This is a genomic window from Streptomyces sp. JH34, from assembly GCF_029428875.1.
Lineage (GTDB): Bacteria > Actinomycetota > Actinomycetes > Streptomycetales > Streptomycetaceae > Streptomyces.
The window spans coordinates 2,613,863-2,628,361 of record NZ_JAJSOO010000001.1 but is presented as its reverse complement, the minus strand read 5'-3'; the positions used below and the strand labels follow the sequence as shown (position 1 = coordinate 2,628,361).

Annotated in this window: 15 protein-coding genes and 1 pseudogene; 8 read left to right on the top strand and 8 right to left on the bottom strand. The window is 70.5% G+C overall.

Annotation, left to right across the window (positions count from 1 at the left end; all coding sequences use genetic code 11):
• Positions 1–38 precede the first annotated feature (38 nt).
• Both LWJ43_RS11350 and LWJ43_RS11345 read left to right on the top strand, forming a co-directional pair.
• Positions 39–710 (top strand): DUF1707 SHOCT-like domain-containing protein, encoded by a 672-nt coding sequence (locus LWJ43_RS11350; RefSeq protein WP_277332160.1) that lies wholly within the window; start codon positions 39–41, stop codon positions 708–710.
• 166 nt (positions 711–876) lie between these two features.
• Complete coding sequence (locus LWJ43_RS11345; protein ID WP_277332159.1) at positions 877–1,248, top strand: WhiB family transcriptional regulator; 372 nt, start codon at positions 877–879, stop codon at positions 1,246–1,248.
• A 61-nt stretch (positions 1,249–1,309) separates the two neighbouring features.
• On the opposite strand, the gene glpX is transcribed toward LWJ43_RS11345, so the two are convergent.
• Complete coding sequence (gene glpX, locus LWJ43_RS11340; protein ID WP_277332158.1) at positions 1,310–2,341, bottom strand: class II fructose-bisphosphatase; 1,032 nt, start codon at positions 2,339–2,341, stop codon at positions 1,310–1,312.
• 144 nt (positions 2,342–2,485) lie between these two features.
• Between glpX and LWJ43_RS11335 the strand changes: the two genes are divergently transcribed.
• A complete protein-coding gene (locus LWJ43_RS11335) occupies positions 2,486–3,046 on the top strand; it encodes a DUF4245 domain-containing protein (protein ID WP_277332157.1) in 561 nt (186 codons plus the stop codon).
• Between the two features lie 101 nt (positions 3,047–3,147).
• Here the strand turns inward: LWJ43_RS11335 and LWJ43_RS11330 are convergent, their stop codons facing one another.
• From LWJ43_RS11330 to LWJ43_RS11315, 4 genes are all read right to left on the bottom strand, one after another.
• Positions 3,148–3,738 (bottom strand): malonic semialdehyde reductase, encoded by a 591-nt coding sequence (locus LWJ43_RS11330; protein WP_277332156.1) that lies wholly within the window; start codon positions 3,736–3,738, stop codon positions 3,148–3,150.
• A gap of 153 nt (positions 3,739–3,891) precedes the next feature.
• A complete protein-coding gene (locus LWJ43_RS11325) occupies positions 3,892–4,149 on the bottom strand; it encodes an exodeoxyribonuclease VII small subunit (RefSeq protein WP_277332155.1) in 258 nt (85 codons plus the stop codon).
• A 40-nt stretch (positions 4,150–4,189) separates the two neighbouring features.
• Positions 4,190–5,401 carry an exodeoxyribonuclease VII large subunit gene (xseA, locus tag LWJ43_RS11320; protein ID WP_277332154.1) on the bottom strand — a complete coding sequence of 404 codons (1,212 nt, stop codon included), beginning with the start codon at positions 5,399–5,401 and terminating at the stop codon, positions 4,190–4,192.
• Positions 5,402–5,431: 30 nt separating this feature from the next.
• Positions 5,432–6,781, bottom strand: coding sequence for an APC family permease (locus LWJ43_RS11315; protein ID WP_277332153.1), 1,350 nt, complete (start codon positions 6,779–6,781; stop codon positions 5,432–5,434).
• A 79-nt stretch (positions 6,782–6,860) separates the two neighbouring features.
• Between LWJ43_RS11315 and LWJ43_RS11310 the strand changes: the two genes are divergently transcribed.
• Positions 6,861–7,901 (top strand): 4-hydroxy-3-methylbut-2-enyl diphosphate reductase, encoded by a 1,041-nt coding sequence (locus tag LWJ43_RS11310; RefSeq protein WP_462100876.1) that lies wholly within the window; start codon positions 6,861–6,863, stop codon positions 7,899–7,901.
• Positions 7,902–8,009: 108 nt separating this feature from the next.
• Positions 8,010–8,747 carry a polyphosphate--glucose phosphotransferase gene (gene ppgK, locus LWJ43_RS11305; protein ID WP_277332151.1) on the top strand — a complete coding sequence of 246 codons (738 nt, stop codon included), beginning with the start codon at positions 8,010–8,012 and terminating at the stop codon, positions 8,745–8,747.
• Positions 8,748–8,764: 17 nt separating this feature from the next.
• On the opposite strand, the gene LWJ43_RS11300 is transcribed toward ppgK, so the two are convergent.
• Complete coding sequence (locus LWJ43_RS11300; RefSeq protein WP_277332150.1) at positions 8,765–9,373, bottom strand: DUF6542 domain-containing protein; 609 nt, start codon at positions 9,371–9,373, stop codon at positions 8,765–8,767.
• 230 nt (positions 9,374–9,603) lie between these two features.
• Between LWJ43_RS11300 and ychF the strand changes: the two genes are divergently transcribed.
• Positions 9,604–10,692, top strand: coding sequence for a redox-regulated ATPase YchF (ychF, locus tag LWJ43_RS11295; protein WP_147959315.1), 1,089 nt, complete (start codon positions 9,604–9,606; stop codon positions 10,690–10,692).
• A 132-nt stretch (positions 10,693–10,824) separates the two neighbouring features.
• Here the strand turns inward: ychF and LWJ43_RS11290 are convergent, their stop codons facing one another.
• On the bottom strand, positions 10,825–11,217 hold the full coding sequence (locus LWJ43_RS11290) for a cupin domain-containing protein (protein WP_277332149.1): 393 nt from the start codon (positions 11,215–11,217) through the stop codon (positions 10,825–10,827).
• On the bottom strand, positions 11,217–11,468 hold the full coding sequence (locus tag LWJ43_RS11285) for a hypothetical protein (RefSeq protein ID WP_277332148.1): 252 nt from the start codon (positions 11,466–11,468) through the stop codon (positions 11,217–11,219). The genes LWJ43_RS11290 and LWJ43_RS11285 overlap by 1 nt, the downstream gene beginning before the upstream one ends.
• A gap of 563 nt (positions 11,469–12,031) precedes the next feature.
• Here LWJ43_RS11285 and LWJ43_RS11280 point away from each other — a divergent pair.
• Together LWJ43_RS11280 and LWJ43_RS33050 are read left to right on the top strand one after the other, a co-directional pair.
• Complete coding sequence (locus LWJ43_RS11280; protein WP_277332147.1) at positions 12,032–14,212, top strand: DEAD/DEAH box helicase; 2,181 nt, start codon at positions 12,032–12,034, stop codon at positions 14,210–14,212.
• 13 nt (positions 14,213–14,225) lie between these two features.
• Positions 14,226–14,419: pseudogene (locus tag LWJ43_RS33050) on the top strand (hypothetical protein); the annotation flags it as partial.
• Positions 14,420–14,499: the final 80 nt, after the last annotated feature.

Sequence of the window (14,499 nt, the reverse complement as noted above, 5' to 3'; positions counted from 1 at the left end):
ACTGGTCGCGATCTATCGCGTTTCGGTAGGCTGGGTCGGTGGACCTCGAGAAGCAGCCTCAGCAGCCCGTCGCACCGGCAGCTCCCGCGCCTGCCGGAATCCGCGCCTCCGACGCGGACCGCGACCGGATCGCGGACATCCTGCGGGAGGCCATGGCCGAGGGCCGGCTCACCGTCGAGGAGCACGCCGAGCGCGTCGACCTGGTCTACCGGGCCAAGACGGTCGGTGAACTGGAGCCGCTGGTCCAGGATCTGCCGACGCCGGCCGGCACCGCACGCCAGGCGTCCCCGTCCTACGGCTACGGCCCCGAGGGGGCGACAGGGCCCGCCGAGAACCTGGTGGCGGTCTTCAGCAGCTCCACCCGCAGGGGCCGTTGGCGCGTCGGAGGGCGCACGAACGCCTTCGCGCTCTTCGGCAGCGTCGAGATCGACCTGACCGAGGCCCTGTTCGGCCAGCGTCTGACGGTCGTCAACGCGACGTCCATCTTCGGCAGCGTCGAGATCAAGGTTCCCGAGAACATCTCGCTGCGCGGCAGCGGAACAGGCATTTTCGGCAATTTCGAGGTCGACACACTGGAATCCGCCGACCCGGAAGCCCCTGTCGTCGTGGTCAACGGCTATTCGGTGTTCGGGAACGTCGAGGCGAAGCCCAAGCGGGGCAAGCTCATCACCAACCTCCACCGGCAGTTGCGGAAACACCTCGGCCACTGATCCGGGACCGCGGGTGCCTCCGACTGTTTCAGGCCAGTCGGTGACGTGGCGCCCCCACGGCGGCCCGAGGGCGGCGCCACTCAGTGCATAGGCGTGCGTACAGCGGGTAGGGAGTGCTGCATCGCCTCTCGCTCACGAAGCCCCAAGCCGTCGTCAGGAGTGGACCGTGCTGCACATGCCGCATCAGCCCCTGCAGGTCGCCGCCGTGCCGTCCCAGCGCACTCCCGCGCGGGAGGACCAGGCGGGGCCCTGGCACTCGGAGGCGGTGTGCCGCCGGGACGAAGCCGGGCTGTTCTTCGCCCCGTCGAAGGAGCCGACTGCTGCCCGGCTCTCCCGTGAGGAGGCAGCCAAGCAGGTCTGCGCGAGGTGTCCGGTGATGGTGGAGTGCCGGGAGCACGCGCTCATCCAGCCCGAACCCTACGGAGTGTGGGGCGGCCTCACCGCCGCCGAACGCCGTGTGGCGCTCGCGCGGCGCCGCAGACGCGACATCGAGCTCAAGGCCGCGTCCCAGACGGGGCGCATAGCCGCGGCGGGCTGAGTCCACGCACCCGCGGTCGTGGGGGCCGCCCGGGCTGCCCCCGCGACCGCGGGTGCGAGGACTACTTGGCGCGGTCGAAGTCGATCGCGCTGTAGGCGCGGAGCTTCGAGAGCCGGTGCGTCGAGTCGATCCTGCGGATCGTGCCCGACTTGGACCGCATCACCAGGGACTCCGTGGTGGCTGTCTCCGCGCGGTACCGCACACCGCGCAGCAGTTCACCGTCGGTGATCCCGGTGGCGACGAAGAACACGTTGTCCCCGCTGACGAGGTCGTCCGTCGACAGGACCCGGTCCAGGTCGTGGCCGGCGTCCAGCGCGCGCTGCCGCTCGGCCTCGTCCTTGGGCCAGAGCTTGCCCTGGATGACACCGCCGAGGCACTTTATGGCGCAGGCCGAGATGATGCCCTCGGGGGTGCCGCCGATGCCCATCAGCAGGTCGACGCCGGTGCCCTCGCGTGCGGCCATGATCGATCCCGCCACGTCGCCGTCGGAGATGAACTTGATCCGGGCGCCGGTCTCCCGGATCTCCTTCACGACGCCCTCGTGCCGGGGGCGGTCGAGGATGACGACGGTGACGTCCTCGGGCGCCGAGTTCTTGGCCCGCGCGACGCGCCGGATGTTGACGGACACCGGCGCGTTGATGTCGACGAAGTCGGCGGCTTCCGGGCCGGTGACCAGCTTGTCCATGTAGAAGACCGCGGACGGGTCGAACATCGAGCCGCGGTCCGCGGCCGCCAGTACGGCGATCGCGTTGGGCATGCCCTTGGCGTTGAGCGTGGTGCCGTCGATCGGGTCGACGGCGATGTCGACCTCCGCTCCGGTGCCGTCGCCGACGCGCTCGCCGTTGAACAGCATGGGGGCTTCGTCCTTCTCGCCCTCACCGATGACGACGACACCGTTCATCGACACCGTGGAGACGAGCGTACGCATGGCGTTCACGGCGGCACCGTCGGCGCCGATCTTGTCGCCGCGGCCGACCCAGCGCCCGGCGGCCATGGCTGCGGCCTCGGTGACCCGCACCAGCTCCAGGGCCAGGTTGCGGTCGGGGGCCTCCGGGGAGACCTCGAGCGGGGACGGCAGATGATGCTCGGACATCGGAGCGCACCTTTCTGTACGACGACGACCGGAAAAGAGGGTGCTGTGACTCTATCGGTAGGTCGATAAAATGAGCAGGGCGGGTCACGTATGAGCGGGCGCCCGCTGGCGGGGCGGTCGGAGGCTCATGCCACCATTGAGTCCGTGGCAAGCAAGCGAGGCAAGCAGACCGTCCGGGACATGATCCTGTCGATGCTCGTGATCACCGCAGTGGCGGGCGTCGTCTACCTCTTCATCCCGCACGACGACAAGGCCGACCCGATCAAGGCGGTCGACTACCGGGTCGAGCTCGCGACGGCCCGTCGTGCCGCGCCGTACCCCGTGGCGGCGCCGGACGGCCTGTCGAAGGGCTGGAAGCCGACCTCCGTCTCGTACGAGGGTCACAACGGCGCCGGCTGGCACCTGGGCTTCCTCGACCCGGACGACCGGTACGTCGCCGTGGAGCAGTCGACGACCCCGGCGAGGAAGTACGTGCCCGAGGTCAGCCAGGACGCGGAGGACACCGGCCGCACGCGCGAGGTCTCGGGCCGGGCCTGGGAGGTCTGGGAGGGCGCGAAGTACGACGCCCTCGTGCTGCACGCCGAGGGTGTGACGACGGTCGTCACCGGCTCGGCCCCCACGGACCGGCTGGCCGAGATGGCCGCCGCGCTGAAGACCGGCCCGGCCGACGACGCCCCCGCTTCCGAGGCCCCCGCCGCTTCCTGACGGCCCGCTCGGCTCCGGAACCGTGAGAGCCCCGCGACGCTCGGCGTCGCGGGGCTCTCACGTTCCCGGGAGGGGACCGGGTCCACCGGTCCCGGGAGGGGTCAGACGGTGGTGACGACCTCGTCGTAGGACAGGCGCGGCAGGCGCGGGAACCAGGCGTCCTCGCCCGGCTTGCCGATGTTGACGGCCATGAGCAGCTTGTGGTCGCCGTCCAGGAACTCCTTCTCGATGCCCGCGGCGTCGAAGCCGGTCATCGGGCCTGCGGCCAGGCCGGCGGCGCGGACGCCGATGATGAAGTACGCGGCCTGCAGCGAGGCGTTCAGTGCGGCGGACTGCTCGCGGACCGGGCGCTCGGAGAAGAACGCGTCCTTGGCCTGCGGGAAGTGCGGCAGGAGGGCCGGGAGTTCCTCGTGGAACTCGTGGTCCGCGACGAGGAGCGCGACCAGCGGGGCGGTGGAGGTCTTCGGGCGGTTGCCCTCGGCCATGTGCTTGACCAGGCGCTCGCGGCCCTCGGCCGAGCGGACCAGCACGACGCGCAGCGGCGACTGGTTGAAGGCGGTGGGGCCGTACTTGACCAGGTCGTAGATCGCCTGGACCTGCTCGTCGGTCACCGGCTCGTCGGTGAACGTGTTGGCAGTGCGGGCCTCGCGGAAGAGGAGGTCCTGGGCGGCGGGGTCAAGAACGAGGGACATCTGGGGGGTTACCTTCCGGACGGATGCGTCGAGCGATGAGATCATCGTAACCGGAGAATAGATTAAAGTTCAACTAAATCGATCCCGGAGTGATCCACCGCACAGCGCCCCGCGACGCCCAGGTGTCGCCGTGTGCGCCGCCCCGGGGCCTTCTCAGTCAGTGCCGCCGTCCGCCTCGGAGGGGTCCTCGGGGCGGGCCAGGGCCGCGTCGAGCCGGGCCCGCGCGCCCTCCAGCCAGTGCCGGCAGACCTTCGCAAGCTCCTCGCCGCGCTCCCACAGGGCCAGCGACTCCTCCAGCGTCGTACCGCCCGCCTCCAGGCGGCGCACGACCTCGATCAGCTCGTCCCGCGCCTGCTCGTACCCGAGCGTGCCCGTCGCGGCAGCCGCCGTCGTCGTCCCGTCGTCCGTCATGCCGACCACCCTATGCGCGGGCTCCGACAGTCCCGGCCCCTCACCGGTCGACCCGCACGGTGAACTCGCCCTCGGAGACCCGCGCCCGCAGCTCGTCGCCCGGTGCCCCGGCATCCGTGGGGGAGCGGACCACATGGCCGTCCGGCCGCTGCAGCACCGCGTACCCCCGCTCCAGTGTCGCCGCAGGCGACAGCGCCACGACCCGGGCGCGGGTGTGCGCGAGCTCCGAGTCGGCGCGGTCCAGCAGATGCCCGAGCACCCTGCGGCTCCGCCCGGCCAGCGCGTCCACCTCCGCCTCCCGCTCGTCCACCATCCGCTGCGGCCGCTCCATGGAGGACCTGCCCAGGGCATGGGCCAGCCCCCGCTCCTCACGGTCGATCAGCCCGCGCACGGTCCGCAGCGCCCGGTCCCGGAGCTGCTGCACCCGGTCGAGCTCCTCGCCCACGTCCGGCACGACCTTCTTCGCCGCGTCCGTCGGCGTCGACGCCCGCAGATCCGCCACCAGGTCGAGCAGGGGCGAGTCCGGCTCGTGCCCGATCGCGGAGACCACCGGCGTGCGGCACGCGGCCACCGCCCGGATCAGCGCCTCGTCCGAGAACGGCAGCAGGTCCTCGACGCTGCCGCCGCCGCGGGCGACGACGATCACGTCCACCTCCGGCAGCCCGTCCAGCTCCTGTACGGCCTGGACCACCTGGTTCACGGCGTGCACCCCCTGCACCGCGGTGTTGCGCACCTCGAAGCGCACCGCGGGCCAGCGCCGCCTGGCGTTCTCCAGCACATCGCGCTCCGCCGCGGAGGCCCGCCCGGACACCAGGCCGATCAGCTGCGGCAAGAAGGGCAACCGCTTCTTCCGGTCCAGGGCGAAGAGCCCCTCGGCCGCCAGCGACTTCTTCAGCTGCTCCAGCCGCACCAGCAGCTCACCGATGCCCACCGGCCGTATCTCCGTGGCCCGCAGGGACAGCTGCCCGCGAGGGGCGTACCACTCGGGCTTGGCGAGGACGACCACCCGCGCGCCCTCCGTCACCACATCGGCGATCCGGTCGAAGACCTGCCGGAAGCAGGTCACGCTCACCGAGATGTCGTGGGACGGGTCGCGCAGCGTCAGGAACACCACCCCGGCACCCGGCCGGCGCGACAACTGCGTGATCTGCCCCTCCACCCATACCGCGCCGAGCCGGTCGATCCACCCGCCGATCAGCCGTGACACGTCGCCGACGGGCAGCGGGGCTTCCGGGGACGTAGTGAGAGCCATACGGGCGAGCGTATCGGCCGGTGCCGACAATCAGGCGGCCCGCCGCCCCCACTGGAGCGCGAGCACCACCAGGCCGATCCCCAGCCAGCACACACCGACCAGCTGGGCGGTCGCCGTCGCCTCGAGGATCACCGCGACCAGCACGCCGGCGCCCACCACCGGCACCACGACGTGGCGCCACCAGCTCGGCGGCCCCTCCATCCGGCGTACGGCGAACCAGCCGACCACCGACGCGTGCAGCAGCACGAACGCGGTGAGCGCGCCGACGTTCACCACCGACACCAGATGGTCGAGGCCGTCGTCACGCCGTGCCGCCCACACCGCCGCCACCAGCGTCACGGCCGCGGCGCACGCGATCGCGACGCGCGGCACCCCCGATCCGCCGTCGACCCGGGAGAGGAACGACGGCAGCCGCCCCTCCCTGCCCATCGCGAACACCAGCCGCCCGGCCGCCGCCTGCCCGGCCAGCGCCGCGAAGGCCGCCCCGATCGCCTTGCTGGCGGCCACCAGGTCGTGCAGCCAGGTCCCGACCGAGGCGTCCACCGCGTCGTAGAACGCGGAGCCCTGCTTCACCGGGTCCGCGGCGAGTTCCGCCGAACTCACCGGCTCCAGCATCGCCGCCAGATACGACTGGACCACGAACAGCGCCCCGGCGAGCAGCAGGCAGAACAGGACCGCCCGCGCCACCTTCGCCGAACCCCCCGTCACCTCCTCCGCGAACGAGGCGATCGCGTCGAAGCCCAGATAGGACAGCACGGCGACGGAGACCGCCCCCAGCACCGCGGTCATCGAGAACCCGGTGTCCCCGGTCAGCGGCGTCAGCCACCCGCGCTCCGCCCCGTCCCTGGTCAGCACCACCACGGCCGAGACCACGAACACCAGCAGCACCACGATCTCCATGGCGAGCACGGCGAGGCCCACCCGGGCCGCCGCCCGCACGCCCCAGAGGTTCAGCAGGGTCGTCACGACGACCGCGATCGCCGTCCACACCCAGCGGGACACCTCGGGAACCAGCGCGTTCATCGCGATCCCCGAGAAGAGGTAGGCGACCGCCGGGATGAGCAGGTAGTCGAGCATCGCCATCCAGCCCGCGATGAACCCGGGCCCCTCCCCGAGCCCCTTGCGGGCGTACGCGAAGACCGACCCGGCGAGCGGGGCGACATGGACCATCTGGGCGTAACTGAACGCGGTGAAGGCCATCACCACGGTCGCCACGAGGTAGACCAGCGCCACGGCCCCGTCGGACTTGGCGTCCAGCGTGCCGAACACGCCGACCGGAGCCATGGGCGCGATGAACAGCAACCCGTAGACCACCAGGTCCCGGAACCCGAGTGTGCGCCGCAGCCTTCCCTCGGCCGTGCTGCCGCCGCTGACCGCCATGGAGCCTCCGTAGCTGGATTCGCGTACGCCTCAGTCTCCCGACCCCGCTGATCCGGCGCCTGTTCGGTACGGCCTTACGATGGGACGCATGACTGCAACGCCCAGCCCGTCACCCGCCACCGCCGCGAGCGGAGACGCTTCGCGCAGCAGTGGCGACCGCCGTGTCCTGCTCGCCGCGCCCCGCGGCTACTGCGCGGGCGTGGACCGCGCCGTGATCGCCGTCGAGAAGGCCCTGGAGCAGTACGGCGCCCCGGTCTACGTCCGCCACGAGATCGTGCACAACAAGTACGTCGTGCAGACCCTCGAGAAGAAGGGCGCGATCTTCGTCGACGTGACCGCGGAGGTGCCCGAGGGCTCCATCGTGATGTTCTCCGCGCACGGGGTCGCCCCGACGGTCCACGCGGAGGCCGCCGAGCGCAAGCTCGCCACGATCGACGCGACCTGCCCGCTGGTCACCAAGGTCCACAAGGAAGCCGTCCGGTACGCCAAGGAGGACTACGACATCCTCCTGATCGGCCACGAGGGCCACGAGGAGGTCATCGGCACGAGCGGCGAGGCCCCCGACCACATCACGCTGGTCGACGGCCCCGACGACGTCGCGAATGTCGAGGTCCGTGACGAGTCGAAGGTCGTCTGGCTCTCCCAGACCACCCTCTCCGTCGACGAGACGATGGAGACCGTCGGGGCGCTCAAGAGCAAGTTCCCGAACCTCCTCTCCCCGCCGAGCGACGACATCTGCTACGCCACGCAGAACCGCCAGGTCGCGGTGAAGAAGCTGGCCGAGGACGCCGAGCTGGTCATCGTCGTCGGCTCGAAGAACTCCTCCAACTCGATCCGCATGGTCGAGGTCGCCCTGGACGCCGGCGCGCCGGCCGCCCACCTGGTGGACTTCGCCTCCGAGATCGACGAGGCCTGGCTGGAGGGCGTCACCACGGTCGGCCTCACCTCCGGGGCCTCGGTGCCCGACGTCCTGGTCGACGGCGTGCTCGAGTGGCTGGGCGAGCGCGGTTACGCGGACGTCGAGACGGTGAAGACCGCCGACGAGTCGATCACCTTCTCGCTGCCCAAGGAGCTCCGGCGCGACCTCCGCGCCGAGGCCGCCGCGCTCTCCGCGAAGTGACCCCGGCGGGACCTCGGGTGCGCCCGCTCCCGTGAGGTGACCCGGGCGCACCCACCGGATCGCCCCTCCGGGGAGTGATCCGTGCCACCTGCCCGTACCGTGGATCACATGGAGATCTTCGGTGTGGACATCGGCGGTTCAGGGATCAAGGGCGCGCCCGTGGACCTGGACCGCGGAGAGCTGGCGCAGGAGCGCCACAAGGTACTGACGCCCCACCCGGCCACGCCCGAGAGCGTGGCCGACGGTGTGGCCGAGGTCGTCGGCCATTTCGACTGGAAGGGCCCGGTCGGCATCACGTTCCCCGGAGTCGTCACCGGCGGCATCACCAGGACCGCGGCCAACGTGGACAAGGGCTGGATCGACACGGACGCCCGGAAGCTGCTCAGCGAGCGGATCGGGCAGTCCGTCACGATCCTCAACGACGCCGACGCCGCCGGTGTGGCCGAGATGACCTTCGGTGCCGGCCGTGACCGCAAGGGCACGGTGATCATGCTGACCCTCGGCACGGGCATCGGCAGCGCGCTCTTCACCGACGGACAGCTGGTCCCCAACACGGAGCTCGGTCACCTGGAGCTGCACGGCCACGACGCGGAGAAGCGCGCCTCCACGAAGGCCAAGGAGGACGAGGACCTCAGCTGGTCCCACTGGGCGCACCGGGTGCAGAAGTACCTGGTCCACGTGGAGATGCTGTTCTCGCCCGAGCTGTTCATCATCGGCGGCGGGGTCAGCCGCAAGGCGGAGAAGTTCCTGCCGCTCATCGAGCACGTACGCGCCGAGATCGTCCCGGCCCAGCTGCAGAACAACGCGGGCATCGTCGGGGCGGCCATGGCGGCCGCCGGCAGGTAGCTCCCGGCAAGCAGGCCCTAGGTGCGGGGGCGGCGGGCTGCCCGGTCGGCCCGGAGCAGGTGGCGCTGCCGCTCCCGCATCTGCCGGATCTTCCGCACGGACGCGATGAGGCCCGCGACGAGTGTGCCTCCGTACAGCCAGCCGGCCTGGACGGCGAGCGCGGTCACGACGGCCATGGCCTGCCCGCCGAAGCCGCCGGTGCCGCCCGCCACGGGGATCACGCCGACCGCGAAGGCGATGGGCACGATGATCGGGGCGGTCACCAGGTCGGCGGGCCGCACCCAGAGCGCGGTCAGGGCGCTGACGGGCAGGAACAGCACCCCGTACACGATCTCCGAGCCGCCGAGGAGCAGCCGGTCGACGCAGGCCAGCAGGAACATGGTCAGGGCCGCGAAGAGCCCGGCGCCGATACCCGTCAGCCGCGGGTTGGGAAACCTCCGCAGCGCCAGGACCACGGGCGGGACGCCGCCGGGCCGGGGACCCCGCGCCGGGCCGGTCGTCGGGGCCGGGGCGACCGCCACCGACACCTGGCCGCCGGCCTGGACCTCGCCGAGACCGCCGGACGGTGCGGGCTGAGCCTGCGGGGGCTGCCTGCGCTGCGGGGTACGTGTCCTGTGCTGCTCCACCCCGACAACCTAGGTCGCCGGGTGCGTTCTTTCGGGCGTTGGACACGCGCTTTGGCCTACCTTGGCACTGCGTTCGATCCCACACGGCCGAAACGCCACCGTTCGGCCCCCGGCCGGGCTCCGCCCCCGCACCCGTGACGGGCCGCCCGGCCCCGCCCGTAAACTGGAGAATCGGCCCACCCACGGGCCCGCCCGCGCAGCCCCTCTCCTCACTCCAGGAAGTCGCCAAAGTGTCGCTCACGATCGGAATCGTCGGTCTGCCGAATGTCGGCAAGTCGACCCTGTTCAACGCCCTGACCAAGAACGACGTGCTGGCGGCCAACTACCCGTTCGCCACCATCGAGCCGAACGTCGGCGTCGTGGGCGTCCCCGACCCCCGCCTGGACAAGCTCGCCGAGATCTTCAGCTCGCAGAAGCTGCTCCCCGCCACCGTCGACTTCGTCGACATCGCGGGCATCGTGCGCGGCGCCAGTGAGGGCGAGGGCCTGGGCAACAAGTTCCTCGCGAACATCCGCGAGTCCGACGCGATCTGCCAGGTCATCCGCGCCTTCAAGGACGAGAACGTCGTCCACGTCGACGGTAAGGTCTCGCCCAAGGACGACATCGAGACGATCAACACCGAGCTGATCCTGGCCGACCTCCAGTCAGTCGAGAAGGCCGTCCCGCGGCTGACCAAGGAGTCCCGCCTCCAGAAGGAGAAGGTCGCGGTCCTCGCCGCCGTCGAGGAGGCCCAGAAGATCCTCGAGGCGGGTGACACGCTCTTCTCGCAGGGCATCACGGCCGGCACCGAGAAGGGCCGCCTGCTCCACGAGCTGCACCTGCTCACGACGAAGCCCTTCCTCTACGTCTTCAACGTCGACGAGGACGAGCTGGTCGACGAGGACTTCAAGAACGAGCAGCGCGCCCTGGTCGCCCCGGCCGAGGCCATCTTCCTGAACGCCAAGATCGAGTCCGAGCTGATCGAGCTCGACGACGACGAGGCCCTGGAGCTCCTCCAGTCCATGGGCCAGGAGGAGCCCGGCCTGGCCACCCTCGGCCGCGTCGGCTTCGACACCCTGGGCCTGCAGACCTACCTCACGGCAGGCCCGAAGGAAGCCCGTGCCTGGACGATCAAGAAGGGCGCCACGGCCCCGGAGGCGGCCGGTGTGATCCACACCGACTTCCAGAAGGGCTTCATCAAGGCGGAGATCGTGTCCTTCGACGACCTCGTCGAGACGGGCTCGGTCGCCGAGGCCCGCGCCAAGGGCAAGGCGCGCATGGAGGGCAAGGACTACGTGATGCAGGACGGGGACGTGGTGGAGTTCCGCTTCAACGTGTGACGAGCAGTCAAGAAATGTGCCCGGCCCGCTTGTTGGTGGGTCGGGCACAGGTGTACGTCCGCGTGGAGTCCTTGTGCCGCGAAGCGCTGAGGTGTTGGTGACGGGTCTGGTTGGTGCGACTGCGGCCGGCGTTCAGACCTTGACGACCTCTACGGCGGGGCCGCACAGGAGCGTCAGGTCCTCGGGATCGGAGGTCAGGACGGTGACCGGCTGGAGTGCGGTGCGGGCGATGACCGCGAAGGCGGCGTCGATGGCGTACTTGTGGCCGTGGAGGCGGTGGCTGCGCAGGAGGGCTGCGGCCTGATCGGTGATCTCCTTGGTGACGTCGTGAACGTCGACGCGGGAGAGGACCCACTTGATCCGGGCGGGGTGAATGCGTTCGTAGTCGGCCTCGAGGGTGGTCATGGCGCTTGTGGCCACGCGGATGCCTTCCTCCGATGCCGCTTGGATCAGGGCCATGACGGTGCGGTCCTTGCGGTAGAGCTTGGAGAGGCCTTCGCTGTCGAGCAGTAGGGTGCCGGGCATCAGGCTGCGGCCCCGCCGACCTGCCGGTGGTCATGGCGCAGCAGCGTGCGGGCGGCTTCGACTTCCTCGCGGGTGAGCTCGTCATTGTCGGTCGCGAAGTCGGCGACGACCTCCCGGAGCTTGTCCATGGCGACCCGTTGTTCGAGGGCTTCGGCGACGTAGGACGAGAAACCGCCGGGCCCGACGTGGGCGCGTGCGGCTTCGGCGAGGTCCTCGGGCAGGCTGATCGAATACTTCTTGCTACTACTCATGGTCCCCATGCTACCGGTGGTCGTAAGTGTCTGGGTGTAAATGGTCGTAGCCGCGTGGACTGTGCGGACGGGTATCCGTCCGGTCCGCAGAGAGTCCGCGGGACACCCGTAAGCGCCCGCCACAGGCCAACGCGAGCCAAAGGAGAAGTGGCTGGTCAGGGCCCTGGATGGGGCTCCTTCGCAGGTCAGGATCAGACCGCAGACATTCCGCTTCAATGTGTAGCAGCTGACCTGTCATCACGTCGCCGATCTGGCAAACGTGCAGGTCGGACAGGGTCCGGCTCTCCGGAGTCGGGCCCTTGGTTTTTCCGGTGCCGGGATGGAGCAGACGCCGAGGTCAGACGTCCTTGATCTGTACGCGGTCGCCGCACAGGTTCGACCAGTCGTCGGAAACCGCCGGGCCCGACATGGGCCCGTACGGCCTCGGCGAGATCCTCGGGAAGTCCGGGATGCGGACGGCTGCCCCGGGGTTGCTCGACCCGGGAGGAGCTGCGAAAGCCCGTCGAGGCCCGTGTGGGGCGGTGGGAAGATGAGGGAAGGGCCGGGTGAGGGGCGGGGGAAGCGTGGGGCGTGAAGAGCGGGACACACTCGCGAGGGGAACGCGACTGTACGAGGCGGCGCAGGCTGTGGTCGGTGACCACGGAAGGGCAGTGGAGGCGGTACGGGCGGCGCTGAAGCCGATCCACGATGCGGCGGTGAAGCGGGAGCTCGACGCCATTCCCGTCGCCCGGCTGCAGGACGTCACCGAAGGGCGGCTGCGGCTCGGGAGCGTCGAGAAGAGCGGACTGCGCACCGTGGGCAGTGTGCTCGAAACGGCTCCCTACCGGCTGCGGCAGATTCCCGGTGTCGGCCAGCGCACTGTCGACCAGATGCTCGCCGCCGCCCGCCGGCTCTCCGAGGCCGTGCACGAGACCGTGGCCGTCCACATCGACGTGGACCGGCCGGAACCGGGCACCACCGTGCTCGTCAGGGCCCTGCACGTCCTGGTGGCGGCCGGCCCGGACGCTCGGCGTGCGGTCGACAACGCGACCGTCCTGGCGGAACGGCTCGGTCTGTTGCTGGCCGACGCGAGGCCCGCCGCCGGTAGGGTCCGGATGCTTCTGGCCGGCCGGGAGAAGAAGGCTCGCGCGTGGGCGGCGGTAGCCGGGACCCGGTCGCTGGTGGACGAGGCGGAGCAGGCGGGCCTGCCCGAGCTGCTCGCCCAGGCGTCGGTGGACCTGCTCCGGGGGCTCTCGTCCGACGTCGCGGCCTGGGTGGACTTCGAACTCCGCTCCGCCGAGTACTACAGCCTGCTCGCCGAGATCTCCGGGCGGCTGCCGGACGCGGCTGCCGCAGAGGGCTTCCTGCCGGACGAGATCGCGGAGCGGGTACGGACCCAGCACCTCGACGACACGCACCGGCGGGTCTCCCTGCGTGGCTACCAGGCGTTCGGCGCACGGTTCGCGCTGGCGCAGCGCAAGGTGATACTCGGCGACGAGATGGGCCTCGGGAAGACCATCCAGGCGATCGCCGTCCTCGCCCACCTGGCCGCCGAGGGACAGAGCCACTTCATGGTCGTCTGCCCGGCGAGCGTCCTCGTGAACTGGACACGGGAGATCGAGGCCCGCAGCGCCCTGCGCGTCGTGGTGCTCCACGGTCCCGACCGGCACTACGCGTTCGCCGACTGGGAGGGGCAGGGCGGCGTCGGGGTGACCACGTTCGACGCGCTGCGCGGCTTTCCCGCACCGGGCGGCGGGGAGGTCGGGCTGCTGGTAGTCGACGAAGCGCACTCCGTGAAGAACCCGAAGGCCAAGCGCTCCCAAACGGTCGGCCTGTGGGCGGAGCGTAGCGAGCGCACCCTCTTCATGACCGGAACCCCGATGGAGAACAGGGTCGTGGAGTTCCGCAACTTGGTCCACATGCTCGATGGCGACGTCGCGGACTCCCTCGGCGAAGGGGACGCGTTGGCCGGCTCGGTCGCCTTCCGCAAGGCTGTGGCCCCGGTCTACCTGCGGCGCAACCAGGAGGACGTGCTGACGGAACTCCCAAGCCTTCAGCAGACCGACGAGTGGGAGGAACTGAGCGCTTCGGACGAGGAGGCGTACCGCGAAGCCGTGCGCGCGGGCAACTTCATGGCCATGCGCAGGGCCGCGTACATGTGCCCGGAGAAGTCGGCCAAGCTGGACCGGCTCCTGGAGATCGTTCAGGAGTCCGGCGAGAACGGGCAGAAGACGGTGGTCTTCTCCAACTTCAAGGACGTACTGGGGGTGGTGAAGGAGGCCCTCGCGGCCGGAACCGCCAAGACCACTCCGGTGTTCGGTCCGCTGACCGGCGGCGTCCCGGCCCAGCGTCGCCAGGAGATCGTCGACGACTTCGCCGGTGTCCAGGGCCCGGCGGTGCTCCTGGGGCAGATCCAGGCCGCGGGCGTCGGCCTCAACATGCAGGCTGCCTCCGTCGTCGTCATCTGCGAACCCCAGATCAAGCCGACCATCGAACATCAGGCGGTGGCCCGGGCTCACCGTATGGGCCAGGTCAGGCCGGTCCGCGTGCACCGTCTCCTCGCCACCGGAGGTGTCGACGAACGCATGGTGAGGATGCTGGAGACCAAGACGCGGCTCTTCGACGCCTATGCGCGCCGCAGCGCCATGGCAGAAGCCACCCCGGACGCGGTCGACGTGTCGGACACCGAGCTGGCACGCCGGATCGTCGAGGAGGAACAGGCTCGTCTGGGTATGACGGACGAGAGGCTCATGCCGGCCGAGTGAATCGGGCACAGGGCTGGTTCACGTCGGTATCAAGAAGCTCGGCGGCATTCCCGATGAGGGCGGCCACCGCGTCAGGGCACGTTCTTCACCAGCCACGGAATCACCGTCGAACGCGTCCTCACCGGAAGCGGCTCCTGCTACAGGTCCCATGCCTGGGGCGACATGCCGGCCGCGGCCGGCATCACCCACAAGCGAGCACGCCCCTTCGGTTCCCGTCCGGGACGGTGCTGGGACATGGCACGGCATTGCTGGACCCCGAGGTGACTCAGCGACTCGTGGGCAGGCGC